The organism is Vibrio parahaemolyticus (assembly GCF_900460535.1).
GTDB lineage: Bacteria > Pseudomonadota > Gammaproteobacteria > Enterobacterales > Vibrionaceae > Vibrio > Vibrio parahaemolyticus.
The window spans coordinates 797,449-815,754 of the sequence record NZ_UHIL01000001.1 but is presented as its reverse complement, the minus strand read 5'-3'; the positions used below and the strand labels follow the sequence as shown (position 1 = coordinate 815,754).

At 45.4% G+C, this 18,306-nt stretch carries 16 protein-coding genes; 4 read left to right on the top strand and 12 right to left on the bottom strand.

Annotated features, from left to right (window positions below; all coding sequences use genetic code 11):
* Window positions 1–31 precede the first annotated feature (31 nt).
* The 3 genes from DYB02_RS04170 to trmJ form a co-directional block, all read right to left on the bottom strand.
* Window positions 32–1,246 (bottom strand): IscS subfamily cysteine desulfurase, encoded by a 1,215-nt coding sequence (locus DYB02_RS04170; protein ID WP_005460179.1) that lies wholly within the window; start codon window positions 1,244–1,246, stop codon window positions 32–34.
* A gap of 28 nt (window positions 1,247–1,274) precedes the next feature.
* On the bottom strand, window positions 1,275–1,781 hold the full coding sequence (iscR, locus tag DYB02_RS04165) for a Fe-S cluster assembly transcriptional regulator IscR (protein ID WP_005381720.1): 507 nt from the start codon (window positions 1,779–1,781) through the stop codon (window positions 1,275–1,277).
* 125 nt (window positions 1,782–1,906) lie between these two features.
* Entirely contained in the window at window positions 1,907–2,626 is a 720-nt protein-coding gene (gene trmJ, locus DYB02_RS04160) for a tRNA (cytosine(32)/uridine(32)-2'-O)-methyltransferase TrmJ (RefSeq protein ID WP_005460175.1), read from the bottom strand.
* 231 nt (window positions 2,627–2,857) lie between these two features.
* Here trmJ and suhB point away from each other — a divergent pair, with 231 nt between their 5' ends.
* On the top strand, window positions 2,858–3,661 hold the full coding sequence (suhB, locus tag DYB02_RS04155; protein ID WP_005460178.1) for an inositol-1-monophosphatase: 804 nt from the start codon (window positions 2,858–2,860) through the stop codon (window positions 3,659–3,661).
* A gap of 221 nt (window positions 3,662–3,882) precedes the next feature.
* Here suhB and secF read toward each other — a convergent pair whose 3' ends face one another.
* The 6 genes from secF to DYB02_RS04120 form a co-directional block, all read right to left on the bottom strand.
* Window positions 3,883–4,830, bottom strand: a complete 948-nt coding sequence (gene secF / locus DYB02_RS04145) for a protein translocase subunit SecF (protein ID WP_005460198.1) — start codon at window positions 4,828–4,830, stop codon at window positions 3,883–3,885.
* Between the two features lie 14 nt (window positions 4,831–4,844).
* Window positions 4,845–6,701 (bottom strand): protein translocase subunit SecD, encoded by a 1,857-nt coding sequence (gene secD / locus DYB02_RS04140; RefSeq protein ID WP_005460193.1) that lies wholly within the window; start codon window positions 6,699–6,701, stop codon window positions 4,845–4,847.
* A 21-nt stretch (window positions 6,702–6,722) separates the two neighbouring features.
* Window positions 6,723–7,052 carry a preprotein translocase subunit YajC gene (gene yajC, locus DYB02_RS04135; protein WP_005460204.1) on the bottom strand — a complete coding sequence of 110 codons (330 nt, stop codon included), beginning with the start codon at window positions 7,050–7,052 and terminating at the stop codon, window positions 6,723–6,725.
* Window positions 7,053–7,217: 165 nt separating this feature from the next.
* Window positions 7,218–8,351 (bottom strand): tRNA guanosine(34) transglycosylase Tgt, encoded by a 1,134-nt coding sequence (gene tgt, locus DYB02_RS04130; RefSeq protein ID WP_005460199.1) that lies wholly within the window; start codon window positions 8,349–8,351, stop codon window positions 7,218–7,220.
* A gap of 147 nt (window positions 8,352–8,498) precedes the next feature.
* On the bottom strand, window positions 8,499–9,551 hold the full coding sequence (gene queA / locus DYB02_RS04125) for a tRNA preQ1(34) S-adenosylmethionine ribosyltransferase-isomerase QueA (RefSeq protein ID WP_005460177.1): 1,053 nt from the start codon (window positions 9,549–9,551) through the stop codon (window positions 8,499–8,501).
* A 305-nt stretch (window positions 9,552–9,856) separates the two neighbouring features.
* Window positions 9,857–11,005, bottom strand: a complete 1,149-nt coding sequence (locus tag DYB02_RS04120; RefSeq protein WP_029804684.1) for a S1 family peptidase — start codon at window positions 11,003–11,005, stop codon at window positions 9,857–9,859.
* A gap of 317 nt (window positions 11,006–11,322) precedes the next feature.
* Between DYB02_RS04120 and DYB02_RS04110 the strand changes: the two genes are divergently transcribed.
* Window positions 11,323–11,781: a CBS domain-containing protein gene (locus DYB02_RS04110; RefSeq protein ID WP_029804683.1), complete on the top strand. Its 459-nt coding sequence runs from the start codon at window positions 11,323–11,325 to the stop codon at window positions 11,779–11,781.
* Between the two features lie 78 nt (window positions 11,782–11,859).
* Here DYB02_RS04110 and aceA read toward each other — a convergent pair whose 3' ends face one another.
* The 3 genes from aceA to DYB02_RS04090 form a co-directional block, all read right to left on the bottom strand.
* Entirely contained in the window at window positions 11,860–13,170 is a 1,311-nt protein-coding gene (gene aceA, locus DYB02_RS04105) for an isocitrate lyase (protein WP_005460165.1), read from the bottom strand.
* A gap of 118 nt (window positions 13,171–13,288) precedes the next feature.
* Window positions 13,289–14,917, bottom strand: a complete 1,629-nt coding sequence (aceB, locus tag DYB02_RS04100) for a malate synthase A (protein WP_029804682.1) — start codon at window positions 14,915–14,917, stop codon at window positions 13,289–13,291.
* 606 nt (window positions 14,918–15,523) lie between these two features.
* Complete coding sequence (locus DYB02_RS04090) at window positions 15,524–16,429, bottom strand: hydrogen peroxide-inducible genes activator (protein WP_005460156.1); 906 nt, start codon at window positions 16,427–16,429, stop codon at window positions 15,524–15,526.
* 199 nt (window positions 16,430–16,628) lie between these two features.
* Here DYB02_RS04090 and DYB02_RS04085 point away from each other — a divergent pair, with 199 nt between their 5' ends.
* Together DYB02_RS04085 and DYB02_RS04075 are read left to right on the top strand one after the other, a co-directional pair.
* On the top strand, window positions 16,629–17,240 hold the full coding sequence (locus tag DYB02_RS04085) for a peroxiredoxin C (protein ID WP_005381738.1): 612 nt from the start codon (window positions 16,629–16,631) through the stop codon (window positions 17,238–17,240).
* A 285-nt stretch (window positions 17,241–17,525) separates the two neighbouring features.
* Window positions 17,526–18,269 carry a copper homeostasis protein CutC gene (locus DYB02_RS04075; RefSeq protein WP_029804681.1) on the top strand — a complete coding sequence of 248 codons (744 nt, stop codon included), beginning with the start codon at window positions 17,526–17,528 and terminating at the stop codon, window positions 18,267–18,269.
* The last annotated feature ends 37 nt before the right edge of the window (window positions 18,270–18,306 follow it).

Sequence of the window (18,306 nt, the reverse complement as noted above, 5' to 3'; positions counted from 1 at the left end):
TTACCTCGAATCCTCTATTCAGTCCGTGAGATTAATGGTGAGCCCATTCAACAGTGCTCAGATCAACCCCTTCCTTGTACATATCCCATAGAGGAGACATGTCGCGTAGCTTAGTCACTGCAACGCGGATTTGTTCAATTGCGTAATCAATTTCTTCTTCAGTGGTAAAACGACCGAATGAGAAACGAACCGAGCTGTGAGCCAATTCATCATCCATGCCTAGGGCACGAAGTACGTAAGAAGGCTCTAGACTCGCAGAAGTACATGCACTACCTGAAGATACCGCTAAATCTTTTAGCGACATCAGCAGTGATTCACCTTCTACGAAAGCAAAACTGATGTTTAGGTTTTGTGGTACACGCTGCTCTAGGTCACCGTTCACTGTTACCGCTTCAAGGTCTTTCACACCATTAAGAAGGCGGTTACGAAGTGCTAGTGCGTGGTCGTAATCTTTCTGCATCTCTTCTTTTGCAATGCGGAAAGCTTCACCCATACCTACGATTTGGTGAGTTGCTAACGTACCAGAACGGAAACCACGCTCGTGACCGCCACCGTGCATTTGTGCTTCAAGGCGGATACGAGGTTTACGACGTACGTAAAGTGCACCGATACCTTTAGGACCGTAGACTTTGTGTGCTGACAGTGAAATCAAATCAACTTTCATTTCTTGAACGTCGATTGGCAATTTACCAGCAGACTGAGCTGCATCCACGTGGAACACGATCTTGCGCTCACGACATAGTTCGCCGATTGCTGCGATGTCTTGAATTACACCGATTTCGTTGTTTACGTGCATAATAGACACAAGCACTGTGTCATCGCGCATTGCCGCTTTCAGCTTCTCAAGATCGATAAGGCCGTTTGATTCTGGCTCTAGGTAAGTCACTTCAAAGCCTTCACGTTCTAGTTGACGACATGGGTCAAGAACCGCTTTATGCTCTGTTTTACACGTGATTACGTGCTTGCCTTTTTTCGAGTAAAAGTGCGCAGCACCTTTAATCGCAAGGTTGTCAGACTCTGTCGCACCAGATGTGAATACGATTTCGCGAGGATCTGCATTTAGAAGGTCAGCAATTTGCTCACGAGCAGTATCTACCGCTTCTTCTGCCTGCCAGCCGTAACGGTGCGAACGTGAAGCTGGGTTGCCAAATGTGCCATCCATTGTCATGTACTGAACCATTTTTTCAGCAACACGTGGATCAACTGGACATGTAGCGGAATAATCAAGATAAATCGGCAGTTTCATTCTCTACTCCAATGTAAAATGCTGACCGCTAAGAGCGGACGTTTACACCGATGGGCGCGGCGGTTGTATTTTTGTTTGAAAGCCCATGAGTTACCGCCAGATCAATATCCTGACGATCAGAAATTTCTAGCACTTCATTGTCTGTCATCAACTCACCAAGAGTGATGTTATTCAAGAAGTCACTAATGCGAGAACTTAGGTCACGCCATAGCGTATGAGTTAAGCAACGAGTCCCGCCTTGGCAATCTCCTTTGCCCTGACATTTGGTTGCGTCAACTGACTCATCAACGGCCGCAATCACAGTACCGATAGCGATACTATGTGCGTCGGCACCAAGTCGGTAACCACCACCAGGACCACGAACGCTGGCAACGAGACCTGCTTTACGCAATTTAGAAAAAAGCTGCTCTAAGTAAGAGAGCGAGATCCCCTGACGTTCTGAAATATCAGCAAGAGGTACAGGGTTTTGTTGCGAATGCAGTGCCACATCCAGCATGGCTGTCACCGCATATCTTCCTTTAGATGTAAGTTTCATACCACACCGTATCCACATGGTTTGTAATGGTTAAGATTTTTCCATACCCGAGTAAAATGGTCAAGTATTTATTTGACTAAATTACTCAGGTATTCATCCTTACACCTAAAAAGGTTATTCTTTATTCAGAGCTTCTTTTCAATCGAGGTCAAAATACCGCGAAGAATATTCAACTCTTGAGTCTCTGGTCGTGCTCGAGAGAAAAGACGACGCAACTTATTCATCACCTGGCCAGGTTGTTCTTTGTTTATAAACTGGGTCTCTACGATGACCTTTTCAAGATGGTCAAAGAACATTTCTAGCTCTTTATGACGAGGATACTCTTCGACTTCAACTGGTGAGAATTGTTTCTGCTCAAGATTAAGATGAGCAACACGAACTTCATAGCTTAGCGTTTGAACCGCCATCGCTAAGTTCAAGGAACTGTATTCAGGGTTAGCAGGAATGCATACATGATAGTGGCACTTTTGTAGCTCTTCGTTAGTTAGGCCTGTTCTTTCACGCCCAAACACTAAAGCTACCGGATGTTTTTGGCCTTCAACTGCAAACTTTTCACCACATTCACGTGGCTCAAGCATTGGCCATTCTAATGTGCGAGAGCGAGCACTTGAACCGACCACAAGACCACAGTCTTCAATAGCTTCTTCCAGTGTGCTTACGACTTGAGCATTCTGAGCGATATCAGCGGCACCAGCGGCCAGTGCTAGCGTTTGTTCATCCACTTCACATTGTGGATCGACCAATACAAGTTGGCTTAAACCCATCACTTTCATTGCTCGGGCTGCTGAGCCAATATTGCCAGAATGTGAGGTACCTACGAGTACGACTTTTACTTGATCCAACATCTATGATTGCTACCTAAATTAAAACCGCAGGATGTTACCATAGTTTTTTAACACACCCTAGGGAGAAGCTGACTTCTATTCGCATTCTCATCAATTGTTGTGTTGTATGACGCGATATCAAAGATGACACCATTCATTAACGTCTAAAAAATAACCACTTCCTTTTTCGTTTATCTTTGGTATACTCGCCGCCGCTTTTATTCGTTCTTTAACATCCGTTGGGAAATTTGTATGCATCCAATGCTAAACATTGCTATTCGCGCTGCGCGAAAAGCAGGCAATCATATTGCTAAATCATTAGAAAACACTGATAAAGTAGAATCTACACTTAAAGGCACTAATGACTTTGTCACTAACGTAGACAAAGAAGCAGAATACATCATCATCGATACTATCAAGCAGTCTTACCCAGAGCACTGCATCGTTGCTGAAGAACAAGGTCTTATCGAAGGTAAAGATAAAGACGTACAATGGATCATCGACCCACTGGATGGCACTACTAACTTTGTAAAAGGTTACCCACACTTCGCGGTTTCTATCGCTGTTCGTATCAAAGGCAAAACTGAAGTTGCTTGTGTTTACGATCCAATGCAAAACGAACTATTTACTGCACAACGCGGTGCTGGTGCTCAGCTAAACAGTGCACGTATTCGTGTTACTCCGCTGAAAGACCTTCAAGGTACTGTTCTAGCAACAGGTTTTCCATTCAAGCAGAAGCAACACTCAGAGTCTTACATTAAGATCGTTGGTTCTCTATTCACTGAATGTGCTGACTTCCGTCGTAGCGGCTCTGCTGCTCTTGACCTATGTTACGTGGCTGCTGGCCGTGTTGATGGTTACTTCGAGCTAGGTCTAAAACCTTGGGATATGGCTGCAGGTGAGCTTATTGCTCGTGAAGCTGGCGCAATCCTAACTGACTTTGCTGGCGGCACTGAGTACATGAAGTCTGGTAACATTGTTGCTTCAAGCGCTCGTGGCGTGAAATCTATGCTTAAGCATATTCGCGAAAATGGTAACAGCGCGATCCTTAAGTAAGATTTAAAAGTCAATTTAGCCCGTCACGCTGATGACTTTAAGAAGCCCCGCTCAACGAGCGGGGCTTTTTTGTATCCAAACCCACATTGTTTAGATTCTAAAAACTTGGGCTAGATTATAAAAACTTGATGGCCGCAAAACACTCTACTTCTTTGCTCAAAGTCTAGATACAAAAAACCGCTGAGAGTTCAGCGGTTTTTGTTTTCGATTCTCAATCAGCCTTATGGCATCTCGTCGAATTCTGCGCCTTCTTTCTCTACTTGCGGTGGCATCAAGTGCTCTTTCTGGATACCCAGTTTTAGAGCAAGTGCAGATGCTACGTAGATAGAAGAGTAAGTACCAACCGTGATACCTAACAACAGTGCCGTTGCAAAGCCGTGGATCATTGCCCCACCCTGTACAAACAGTGCGATAACTACGAACAACGTTGTACCAGAAGTAATCAACGTACGGCTCAATGTTTGTGTAATCGAAGCATCCATGATGTCCGCAGGATCACCTTTACGCATCTTGCGGAAATTTTCACGAATACGGTCGAATACTACGATGGTATCGTTGAGCGAGTAACCAACAACCGTTAGCAACGCAGCCACGATAGTTAGGTCCACTTCAATCTGTAGGAATGAGAATACACCCAGCGTGATAATAATATCGTGCGCCAGCGCCATTACAGCACCAGCCGCTAGACGCCATTCAAATCGCATTGATACGTAAATCAGGATACAGATGAGCGACACAAGGATCGCCAGACCGCCCGCTTCAGTTAGTTCATCACCAACGTTTGGACCAACAAACTCGATACGGCGCATTTCTACGCTTTCACCAGTACCTTCTTTGATCGCACCGATGATTTGGTTACCTAGCGTTTCGCCAGAAACGTCGTCACGAGGACGAAGACGCACCATCACATCGCGAGCACTACCAAAGTTCTGTACTGTCGCATCTCCGAAACCTTTTGCATCAAGTGCTGTACGGATTTCTTCAAGGTTAGCTGGTTTTTCAAAGCCAACTTCGATTAGCGTACCGCCCGTGAAGTCTAGACCCCAGTTCAGCCATTTGGTTGATAATGTGAAGATAGAAGCGGCAATCATAAAGATTGAGAATACGAACGCCACTTTTGACCAACGCATAAAGCCGATCGACTTCTCTGCTTTTAGAATTTGAAACATATTAATTCCCAGCCTTAGATCGACAATTTATCAACGCGTTTGCCACCGTACAGTAGGTTCACGATACAACGTGTACCAATGATGGCGGTGAACATTGAAGTTAAGATACCAATAGATAGAGTAACTGCGAAACCTTTCACTGCACCTGTACCAACAGCAAACAGAATGATTGCAGTGATAAGCGTCGTGATGTTCGCATCGGCAATGGTACTAAATGCGTTGGCGTAACCTTGGTGAATCGCTTGTTGTGGACTACGTCCATCTCGCAGCTCTTCACGGATACGTTCAAAGATCAGTACGTTAGCATCGACGGCCATACCCACAGTCAATACGATACCGGCAATACCTGGCAGCGTCATCGTTGCCCCTGGAATCATCGACATCACACCAATGATCAACACTAAGTTAGCCATCAACGCAATATTGGCAATCAGACCAAAGCCGCGGTAGTAAAGCAGAGTAAATAGCATTACAGCTACCATACCCCAAACACACGCTTGGATACCCATGTCGATGTTTTGCTGACCCATTGACGGACCAATGGTACGTTCTTCAACGATAGAGATCGGTGCGATAAGTGCACCTGCACGTAATAGAAGTGCGAGGTTGTGCGCTTCAGCAGCAGAGTCGATACCTGTAATACGGAAGTTACGGCCAAGTGCAGATTGAATCGTTGCTTGGTTAATCACTTCTTCGTGCTTAGTCAGGATAACTTTGCCTTCAGGCGTTTTACGACCGCTGTCTTTGTACTCAGCAAACACGGTAGCCATTAACTTACCAATGTTTTTCTTCGAGAACGCCGACATCTTGTTACCACCCTCGCTGTCTAGCGAGATGTTAACTTGAGGGCGACCGTATTCATCCACACTAGAACTTGCATCCGTGATGCTAGCGCCGCTTAGGATGACACGCTTTTTAAGTACAACAGGACGACCATCGCGATCTTGTTTGATTTCACTGCCCGCAGGTGCACGGCCATTCGCCGCCGCTGCTAAATCAGCTTTATCATCAACTTCACGGAATTCAAGGGTTGCCGTAGCACCGAGAATTTCTTTCGCACGAGCAGTATCTTGAACACCTGGCAGCTCAACAACGATGCGGCTAGCGCCTTGACGTTGCACAAGCGGCTCAGCAACACCCAGCTCGTTTACACGATTACGTAGAATCGTGATGTTTTGTTCTACAGCGTAGTTACGAATCTCTTGCAAACGTTGCTCAGTAAAAGTGGCGATAAGAGCGTAACGACCATTCGAATCAGACTCGACAAAGTTCATGTCCGGATGATTCTTCGTTAGCGTGCGCTTCGCTTCAGCCAGTTGCTCTTCGTCACGTAGCAGCACTTCCACCCCTTCTTTGCCAGAAGGACGGATTGCACGGTAACGAATCTTAGCGTCACGAAGTTCACTACGGAAAGCTTCCTCTTGTTGACCAACAAGCTTTTCCATTGCTGCGTCCATATCCACTTCCATCAAGAAGTGAACACCACCACGTAGGTCAAGACCTAGTTTAAGTGGCGACGCACCAATTGCTTCTAGCCAATCTGGAGTAGAAGGAGCAAGGTTAAGTGCAACAATTTTGTCTTTGCCAAGCGCTTCGCTGATGACATCACGAGCACTAATTTGAGTATCAGTGTCGTTGAAACGAACAAGAATTGATCCATTCTCGAGAGCAATGGATTTATGAGAGAGATGCTCTTTATCAAGAGCAGTGGTGACAGCATCCAGCGTTGACATATCTACAGAGGCGCCACGCGCCCCTGTAACTTGAATAGCCGGATCTTCACCGTAGATATTTGGAAGTGCATACAATGCAGCGGTGATGATGGCAAAAAACACCATCAAGTACTTCCATAATGGGTAACGGTTTAGCACAGCGAGGACCCTTTAGCTGTTTTATAGAGACTTAAGCGTACCTTTTGGCAGCACTGCAGTGATGAAGTCTTTCTTGATTACAACTTCATTGTTCGCGTTAAGCTCAATTGAAATGTAGTCGTTGTCTTCAGCGATTTTAGTGATTTTACCCACTAGACCGCCGCTGGTCAGAACTTCGTCACCTTTGCCCATAGAAGACATTAGGTTCTTGTGTTCTTTAACACGTTTCGCTTGTGGACGGTAAATCATGAAGTAGAAAATCACTGCGAACATGCCAAGCATGATTAGCATTTCGAAACCACCGCCAGCTGGCGCGCCTTCTGCTGCTGCGTGAGCCTGAGAAATAAACATTAAAACATCCTCATTATATTTTATTGATAATCCAACAAGTTGGGCTTTCGCAATTTAGATTCAAGTCTGAGAGTGACTAATAGAGATCGCTCTCTCAAAAATAACGTGCGTTAGCCTACTTTATTAGCAAAAGCCTCTGGCGACATGCCAAAGGCTTTAATTCTTTTAAGCTTTGCTTAGTGGTGGCACTTCGCGGTCACGACGAGCGTAAAACTCTTGAACAAACTCATCGAAACGGTCTTCATCAATCGCCTTACGAATGCTTTCCATCAGACGCTGGTAGTAACGCAGGTTGTGGATCGTATTCAGACGAGCACCTAGAATTTCGTTACAACGCTCTAGGTGGTGAAGGTACGACTTGCTGTAGTTCTGACAAGTGTAACAGTCACAATGCGGATCTAACGGCGTTGTATCCGTTTTATGTTTCGCATTACGGATCTTGATCACACCACCAGTCACAAATAGGTGGCCGTTACGTGCGTTACGCGTAGGCATTACACAGTCAAACATGTCGATACCGCGACGAACGCCTTCTACCAAGTCTTCCGGTTTACCTACGCCCATTAGGTAGCGTGGCTTATCTTCTGGAAGTTGTGGACAAGTGTGCTCAAGAATACGGTGCATGTCTTCTTTTGGCTCACCAACCGCCAAACCACCCACTGCGTAGCCGTCAAAACCGATCTCAGTTAGGCCTTTTACCGATACATCACGAAGGTCTTCGTAAACACCACCTTGAACAATACCAAATAGGTTGTTCGGGTTTTCTAGCTTATCGAAGTGATCACGTGAGCGTTGAGCCCAACGTAGCGACATTTCCATCGATTTTTTCGCTTCGTTATGTGTCGCAGGGTATGGCGTACACTCGTCGAAAATCATTACGATGTCAGAGCCTAGATCTTTTTGAATTTCCATCGACTTTTCTGCATCCATGAAAATCTTGTCGCCATTCACAGGGTTACGGAAGTGAACACCTTTCTCTGTGATAGTACGCATCTTACCTAGGCTGAATACTTGGAAACCGCCTGAATCGGTAAGAATAGGACCGTGCCAGTTCATGAAATCGTGCAGGTCACCGTGCATTTTCATCACTTCTTGACCAGGACGCAGCCACAAGTGGAACGTGTTGCCTAGCAGAATTTCTGCCCCAGTGCCTTTTACTTCTTCTGGTGTCATGCCTTTAACCGTACCGTAGGTACCGACTGGCATGAACGCTGGCGTTTGGACAGTGCCGCGTTCGAAAGTCAGTTGACCACGACGCGCATTGCCGTTTTTCTTCTTAAGATCGAATTTTAATTTCACGATGCCTCCGAATGTCAGAGAAACAGTCTGACTGAGTGTTTAGGGCTCTGCCCTACTTTAAGGAGCGGTCGCTTTTCCTTGCGAGAGACAAAGCAATGAATGCTTTATTTCCTAGCTTACTGCTAGCACTCGTAAATCTTATTTTTACTAAATCGTTTTCTTTTTGATGAACATTGAATCACCGTACGAGAAGAAACGGTATTTGTTTTCCACCGCATGCTTGTAAGCATTCATGGTGTTCTCGTAACCAGCAAACGCACTCACCAACATGATCAATGTTGATTCTGGTAAGTGGAAGTTAGTGATCAAGCAATCCACCAGCTGGTATTCGTAACCAGGATAGATAAAAATTTCAGTATCGCCGAAGAATGGAACCAATTCAGTGCCTTTCTTCAATGCATCTTGCGCTGCACTTTCGAGTGAACGTACTGATGTTGTACCCACTGCTATGATGCGACCACCGCGAGCTTTAGTTGCATTGATTGCATCCACCACTTCTTGCGGTACTTCTACATACTCTGCATGCATGTGGTGATCGTTGATGTTATCCACTTTTACTGGTTGGAACGTACCTGCACCGACGTGTAGTGTAACGTAAGCGAACTCAGCGCCTTTGGCTTTGATCTTATCTAAAAGAACGTCATCAAAGTGCAGGCCAGCCGTAGGTGCTGCTACTGCGCCTGGTTTTTGGTTATATACGGTTTGGTAACGCTCTTTATCTGCGTCTTCATCTGGGCGGTCAATGTATGGAGGAAGTGGCATGTGGCCAATTTCTTCAAGGATTTCTAATACCGTCTTATCAGAGTTAAATTTCAGTTCGAATAGAGCGTCGTGACGAGCCACCATTTCCGCTGAGTATTCGTCATTCTCACCCACAATAATGGTAGTACCTGGTTTTGGTGATTTAGAGCAGCGAACGTGCGCAAGAATGCTTTTCTCATCTAGCATGCGCTCCACTAGCACCTCTAACTTACCGCCAGATTCTTTACGACCAAACATACGCGCTGGAATAACACGGGTATTATTGAAAACCACTAAGTCACCAGCTTGAACTTGGTTTAACACATCAGTAAATGTGCCATCTATAAGCTCGCCAGTATTGCCGTCCATTTGTAGTAGTCGGCTTGCGGTACGCTCTGGTTGAGGGTAACGAGCGATGAGTTCATCTGGAAGGTCGAAATGGAAATCTGATACTTGCATGTTACTTGTCTTATATATTGGTCAAATCACGTCAAAGAAGACGATTAAATTGCGACGAGTTTTTCGCAGCAGACTAGTATATGTTTACATGCTGCAATAGCAAGCAAATCCCCAGAATATCGCTGTAAAAGCCATGGTGAAGAGTGTAATAAAACGTGAAAATCCGCGATCACTTGGCAATATTCTTACACGGCGTAAGGACATTCATTTTGACGACGCACTCATCGTCATTTATACAGCGCCAACCTAACAATAAAACGAGCAGCGACGTGCGCTGCTCGTTTCTTTCAACATCGTTAACGTGATTAAGCTTCGCGTCTGCGCCACCATGCTAAAGGAGCGAGCAGAGCCAACAACCAGAGATTTAGACTGCCGCCATCGTCATCGGAACCTTTGAAATCACAATTATTGGTTGCAATACCATCGTGACACTCTTTGCCCGCTTCTTCTCTAGCATTGATGATAAAATTTGGTTCAGTGATGTAACGGTTTGGTGGTGTGTCGGCAGTAATGTAAGACTGAACCCAATCGTAGTAGTTACTGACCTTCGTATAAAAACTTGGAATGGTCAGCGAGCCACAAGTCGGCAATACCAAAGGACCACCACTCACGACCCCAATTTGCTTTCCTGTCGCAATGTCCAGCAGCGGGCCACCGCTGTCCCCTTTACAAGCAGAGTTACCATATTGAGTGCTGCTGCTTGGCTCTAAAATCCTATTGAATGTAGGCACTGTACAGATCTTAGTCTCGTTGGTTCTAGAGTTAATCAACCCCGGATAGCTGTTGCCAATTTCCAGACGATCATAACACTTGTCTATAGGAAGAAAACCGATCTGAGTGGTTTGTAACAAAGGAGAAGCCTCCGATGCCATTGGCGTTGTTGTTCCCCATCCATAAACCTGAACATTTTCAGTTCGCTGGTTGGTGTCGTAGTTATCGTTCCAATCCGCAGCTAATCGTGCCTCAATGCTGATCATGTCTTCTTTTGTGGCGAGGTCAGCCACATTCACCCCAGTAACTGGGCGAGTAAGGTAAAGCAGCGCAATGTCATTATCGAGCGCCGTTTGAATAGGCTTCACATTCCCCTTGCTGTCAACATCCGCTTTCGAGATACGAGTGTAGTTTGGATGCACGACGACATGCGAAACGGTGTAGTAGTTGTCGATACTCGTATCGTGAAGATTATGTACACGAGCGGTGATAGACAGTTCACCCGGTTGGGTAACGTAATAGCTCGCTTCGTTCGAACCTTGCCCCATTACGACACAGTGGGCCGCAGTCATTACCCACTGGTCAGTGACCATAGTGCCGCCACAGTTTTGAAATTCCGCCATGTTACTGGCTCGAATCGCAACGCGATCTGCAGGGTTTGACTCCACACTGCCCAAAACGATGGCCTGAGCGGATTGGACACTCATTGCAGCAGCCATCAGTGCAAATAATTTTTTGTACATAATCGTCTTCAATTTGGTAAGCCTGAGCGTATCTTCTTCGAGAGACGAATCTTGGAAAATCCAACGAATAAAAATGTGCGATTCAATTCATTGGATTACCTTGGGTACACATTCAATATCAATCAAAAATGCCAACTGACTCGCACGCAAACCGACTTATTCAAACTAATAAAAACATCGATAACACACAGATTACGCAGTAAAAAAGAGGCGCAAGAACATTGTGCTATTTAATTGATGAAAAACGAGTTGGCTCCCAGATATACGGCAAAATATTCTCTATATTTAAAGAAAGGACAATGCCGCTGGAGGTCTCTATGATCAAGGTTGAAGACATGATGACTCGCAACCCTCATACCTTGCTACGCACGCATACCTTGCGCGATGCAAAGAGCATGATGAACGCGTTGGATATTCGACATATTCCGGTTGTTGACGCCAATCATCACTTACAAGGCTTGGTGACTCAACGTGATATTCTTGCTGCTCAAGAATCCTGTTTGCACCCAGATGACGCTGAGCAATCTTTTACCCTCGATACGCCTCTCTACGAAATGATGCACACTAACATCATGACTGCAGAGCCAAGAGCAGGTCTAAAAGAGAGCGCCATTTACATGCAAAAGCACAAAGTGGGCTGCTTGCCTATCGTGCATAAAGGGCATCTGGTTGGAATTATTACTGACACGGACTTCGTTACGATCGCGATCAACTTGCTTGAACTGCAAGAAGAGGTTGAGCCGGAAGAAATTGAACCGGATGAAGAAGCGTTATAAAGGCGAAAAAAGAGCGGCCGAGATGCCGCTCAAAATATGCCATTACTGACGCTGATTAAGGAAGTGTTGCAGTGCCAATTAGAATTGGTCTTCTTCGGTCGAACCGGTAAGCGCAGTGACAGATGAGTTACCACCTTGGATGGTGTTCGTCATTCTATCGAAGTAACCTGTACCCACTTCTTGTTGGTGAGCCACGAAGGTGTAGCCTTTCTCTGCTGCTTGGAATTCAGGACGTTGAACTTTCTCAACGTAATGACGCATACCTTCACCTTGCGCATAAGCGTGTGCCAATTCAAACATGTTAAACCACATGTTGTGGATACCCGCTAGCGTGATGAACTGGTACTTGTAGCCCATGTCTGAAAGCTCTTGCTGGAACTTCGCAATGGTTTCTGCATCGAGATTTTTCTCCCAGTTGAACGATGGTGAACAGTTGTATGCTAGCAGTTGATCTGGGTACTCAGCGTGAATCGCTTCTGCGAACTTACGCGCCTCTTCTAGACACGGCGTCGCAGTTTCACACCAAATCAAGTCTGCATATGGTGCGTAAGCCAAACCACGAGAAATCGCTTGGTCGATACCTGCACGTACACGGTAGAAGCCTTCTTGAGTACGCTCACCTTCAATAAAGTCTTTATCGTATGGGTCGCAATCTGAAGTTAGCAGGTCTGCCGCGTTCGCATCAGTACGTGCAATAACTAGCGTTGTTGTACCAGAAACGTCTGCAGCAAGACGCGCAGCTACCAGTTTTTGTACCGCTTCTTGCGTCGGAACCAGTACTTTACCGCCCATGTGACCACATTTTTTAACCGAAGCGAGTTGGTCTTCAAAGTGAACACCAGCGGCACCAGCTTCGATCATCGACTTCATCAGTTCGTATGCGTTTAACACACCACCAAAGCCCGCCTCTGCGTCCGCTACGATTGGTAGGAAGTAATCAATACCACCTTCATCTTCAGGAGACTTGCCATTCGCCCACTGAATTTGGTCAGCACGACGGAAAGAGTTGTTAATGCGTTTAACCACTGAAGGCACTGAGTCCACTGGGTATAGCGACTGATCCGGGTACATAGTCGATGCAGTGTTATTATCTGCCGCTACCTGCCAGCCTGATAGGTAAATCGCTTCGATACCCGCTTTCGCTTGTTGTACGGCTTGACCACCTGTCAGTGCACCAAGACAGTTTACATAACCTTTTTTCGCACTGCCGTTGACCAGTGACCACAGCTTATCAGCACCACGTTGTGCGATTGTATTTGCTGGTACCATCGAGCCACGCAGTTCTACGACTTCTTCTGCAGTATACGTACGCTTTACGTTTTTCCAGCGTGGATTCGTTGCCCAGTCTTTTTCCAGAGCTTCAATTTGTTGGCGGCGAGTCAATGTCATTGGTCTATCCCTCTTTATTATTTGCACTTTTGTTTGTGCGTTGAGTTTCCGTTCTCAGGCAGTACATCCCTATCTGCCTCGAAAGTTTTCACGTTATTGGTATTACAGTTAAGAATTCTTAGTCCAGGTAGTCATAACCAGGAACGGTTAAGAAGTTGGTTAGCTCATCGCTAGTTGTTAGCTTCGCCATCAATTGTGCGGCTTCTTCAAAACGCCCGGCTTGATAACGCTCTTCGCCCACTTCTTGTTTCACTACTTCCACTTCTTCGTGCAAGTAGGTTTCGAACAGTGCTTTTGTCACCTGCTGACCATTGTCGAGTGACTTACCGTGCTGAATCCATTGCCAGATTGAAGCGCGAGAAATCTCAGCAGTCGCAGCGTCTTCCATTAATCCGTAGATTGGTACACAGCCGTTTCCAGAAATCCAAGCTTCGATGTATTGCAGCGCAACGCGAATGTTGTGGCGCATGCCTTCTTCTGTACGTTCACCGTCACACGGTTCTAGCAACTCGGCTGCGGTAATTGGCGCATCTTCGGAGCGACTAACATCTAGTTGATTTGTTCGCTCTCCAAGTGCCGCACTGAATACTTCCATAGCAGTATCAGCGAGACCCGGGTGAGCAACCCACGTACCGTCGTGACCGTTATTCGCCTCAAGTGATTTATCGTTGTGAATTTTATCCAACACTTTCTGGTTTGCTTGCGGGTCTTTCGCGGGAATAAAGGCGGCCATTCCTCCCATCGCGAAAGCACCACGCTTGTGACAAGTACGAACCAACAAACGCGAATAGGCGTTCAAAAATGGTTTGTCCATGGTGACGACTTGGCGATCCGGCAGAACACGATCTGGGTGTTTCTTCAGTGTTTTGATGTAACTGAAAATGTAATCCCAACGACCACAATTCAGCCCTACGATATGCTCTTTAAGTGAGAACAAAATCTCATCCATCTCAAACACAGCTGGTAACGTTTCGATCAGCACGGTCGCTTTGATCGTGCCAGTCTCTAAACCAAAATATTCTTCTGTGAAATGGAACACTTCACTCCACCACTTCGCCTCATGATGAGACTGCAGTTTAGGAAGATAGAAATATGGACCGCTGCCTTTTTGAAGCAATGCTTTATGGTTGTTGTAGAAATACAGTGCGAAATCAAAAAGCGCGCCTGGAATGATCTGACCGTGCCACGTCACGTGTTTTTCTTTTAAGTGAAGGCCGCGAACACGGCAGATCAACACCGCTGGGTCGTCCACCAGCTGATAATGCTTGCCATTGCTAGGGTTGGTGTAGCTAATGTTGCCATTAACGGCATCTCGCAAGTTAACTTGACCATCGAGAACCTTGTCCCAAGCTGGCGACATAGAGTCTTCGAAATCCGCCATGAATACTTTTACATTTGCATTCAAAGCGTTGATCACCATTTTGCGATCCGTTGGGCCTGTAATCTCAACACGGCGATCTTGTAGATCCTGAGGAATACCTAAGATCTTCCAGCTACCTTCACGAATATCTTGTGTGTCAGGCAGGAAGTCTGGCAACTCCCCAGCGTCGATGAGTGCTTGCTTTTCTTCTCTCGCTTCCAACAACTCTTCAACACGCCCAGCAAATTTTTCACACAGCAGAGATAAAAAGGTTTGGGCTTCAACAGGGAAAATAGCTTGATGCTCCGGAGCAAGTGCTCCAGTCACCTCAAGCATGCCTTGGGTTTGCTGTGATGGTTGTGTTTTTTGTTCTGTCTGAGCAAGCATAATCATTCATCCTTAACGTGCTTTATCTATCTTGGGCAGTCAGCGTAAAGCTACATTTGTAAGTTATGAACAACAAAATACATCCTTTAACTTTGTGTTCAATCTGTGTGGCCGTGTTCATAGATTGCTTAAGCCTGAGTGCTTTTTCAATCTAGACATAAGTCTTAGCAGCCTTTAAATAAGCTATATCAACAAAGGGTTTAACGAAACCCCCTAGACAAACAAAACACAAAATTCGAAGTTTTATTCGGCACCAAACAAAGCACTGATTTTGGATGCCAATTTGTAAGTTATTACGTAATTTAATTACATCAAATTTTGCAATGAAATATGATTTAAAACAGGTGTATGAATATAGAGGCAAGCGAGAAAACCTTGTATTCATAAGGTCTAGCGTAAGGAATTTAAACGGAGGTTAAACACAATGCGCAGCCAATTGTGTAAAATTAACATTGTGAAATTTCACAATTTTATGAAAGCTTCACGAAAATAAAGCTGTGAAATTTTACAAGTCAAAGTTCACCGACAGAATAAAATACTAGAAAGCGCACCGTTTCCAGTGCGCTTTTAGATAAATAGTGAGGAAGTAAAGGCTAATACTAATAGCTAAAGCAGTTCGGAAACCACATCTGCAAGTTGGTTAAAAGTGTTTGTTCTTGATGAACTAGGGCGCCAAACCAAACCAATTTCGCGATACGCCTGCTGGCCAGGAGGGTCGATCACCACCAAATTTTGGTTGTGTAACAAGCCGTGTTCGATTGCCATTTGAGGAATAAAAGTGGTACCTAAGCCGTTCGCGACCATCTGCACCAAGGTATGTAAGCTGGTTGCCGTAAACGGGTTAATTTTCTCTTTATCGGTCAGCTTACAAGCTGAAACTGCATGTTCAGTTAAACAATGCTCTTTCTCTAATAGGAACACCGACTCATCCGGCAGATCGTCATAACGGATCGGTACAGGAATCGAATCGACTTGGTTTGCACTGATCACCATACGGAACGGATCTTTGCCGACGACGCGACTCTCCATACCATCGATTTCAACTGGCAACGCTAAGATCAGTACATCTAACTCACCATGACGCAGCGCTTGCAACAAATTGGTGGTGGTGTCTTCTCTTAATAGAAGGTTTAGCTGAGGGAATCGATAATTCACCTCTTGGACGAGGTCACACAATAAGAACGGTGCAATCGTCGGAATACACCCAACCTTCAACTGGCCTTTCATATCATCGCCCTGACATAATCGGCCAAGTTCTACTAAATCTTGTCCTTTGGCCAATAGCTCTCGACCTTGCTTTACGACCATTTCTCCGGTCTGGGTAAAAACCAACGGGCTTTTCTTGTCTTTCTTTTCGTAAAGCGGACAACCGATCAACTCTTCAAGATTCTGAATCCCTTTACTTAACGTTGATTGACTGACAAAGCAGCGTTCTGCTGCCTCGCTAAAATGTCGAGTTTCATGCAGTGTCACTAAATAATGTAACTGCTTCAGACTGGGCCATTTATTCATAATTGTATTTGTATCTACCGCTGTTCCAGTGATCGAGTTAATAGTTTTGTTGTTATCGCTTTTTTCGATTAACTCAATCTATTTATTTCGCTTTTTTCAATACTACAATCTGTACTATAGTTTGTCTCGAACAAACACGGACCAAACCGACATTACTGTATTCGGTTTGGAACTAACCATACTTTTTAGGAGCAAAAAAATGGTACTAGTAGGTCGTCAAGCCCCTGATTTTACTGCAGCAGCTGTTCTAGGTAACGGTGAAATCGTTGAAAACTTCAACTTTGCAGAGTTCACTAAAGGTAAGAAAGCAGTAGTTTTCTTCTACCCACTAGATTTCACTTTCGTTTGCCCATCTGAGCTAATTGCATTCGACAACCGTCTAGCTGATTTCCAAGCTAAAGGTGTTGAAGTTATCGGTGTTTCTATCGACTCTCAGTTCTCTCACAACGCATGGCGTAACACTGCTATCGAAGATGGCGGTATCGGTCAAGTTAAGTACCCACTAGTTGCTGACGTTAAGCATGAAATCTGTAAAGCTTACGACGTTGAGCACCCAGAAGCAGGTGTTGCTTTCCGTGGTTCTTTCCTAATCGACGAAGAAGGCGTTGTACGTCACCAAGTAGTTAACGACCTACCTCTAGGCCGTAACATCGACGAAATGCTACGTATGGTTGATGCTCTAAACTTCCACCAGAAGCACGGCGAAGTATGTCCTGCACAATGGGAAGAAGGCAAAGCAGGTATGGACGCATCTCCAAAAGGTGTTGCAGCGTTCCTATCTGAGCACGCAGCTGACCTAGGCAAAAAATAATAGACCTTCACCCAAGCTCAACGGGTGTGATGGTTGGATGTATATATAAAGCAAAAAGCTATAGCGGGAAAACCGCAAACGCCAATCAGTCTAAGTAAAGTCCTATCGAAGCCCAGAGTATATGCTCTGGGCTTTCTTTTATCTTCAATAAATGTGCTCAAATGAGGTAACACCTAGGCGAAAACTTTACCTCTATTTCCCATCGACATCATACAGATTCTGCCTGTTGGCCCTGCTAATATCTTAGCCATAACACTTACTGTAACGTTAGTAGGATGAATCAAAGTGGTTACTCATCTAGAAGTCTGTATTGATAATATTGAATCTCTTCATTACGCCATTGCTGGTGGCGCAACTCGTATTGAGCTTTGCTCATCTCTCGCATTGGGTGGCTTAACGCCAAGCTACGGTTTTATGCAGCAAGCGGCCAAACAATCTTCTGTTCCAGTGTATGCCATGATTCGTCCACGCCAAGGCGACTTTTTCTATAACGAAGAGGAGCTAGACATGATGCGTTGGGACATCGAAGCCGCCCATCAATCTGGTTTAGATGGAGTGGTGCTAGGCGTACTGACCCAAGAAGGTGATATCCACATGCCGTTTGCCACCGCATTGTGCGAGTTTGCACAAGCACTGGGTCTTGGCATCACGTTTCATCGTGCGTTTGATCAATGTCGCAATTCAGAACAAGCGTTGGAAGATATCATCCATTTAGGTTGCGAACGTATTCTGACTTCAGGCCTCGCTCCATCTGCACCAGCAGGCGAGAGCGTACTTAAATCTCTTGTGGAACAAGCCCAAGGGCGCATTGCGATCATGGCCGGGGCGGGAGTGAATGCAGACAACGTCCGTCATTTAGTCAAAAACACGAACGTGCAAGAAGTCCATCTTTCAGGCAAGACCACACGCCCTAGCCAAATGACCTTTATTGCTGAACAAAGCAAAATGGGCGCTTCAGATGTCGATGATTTTGCGATTCCTATTACCAGTACTCAAGCCATCGCCAACGTCGCAGCAGCTCTCAAATAACACATTCGAAACCCCCACTTTCTACTTTGAGTGCTAA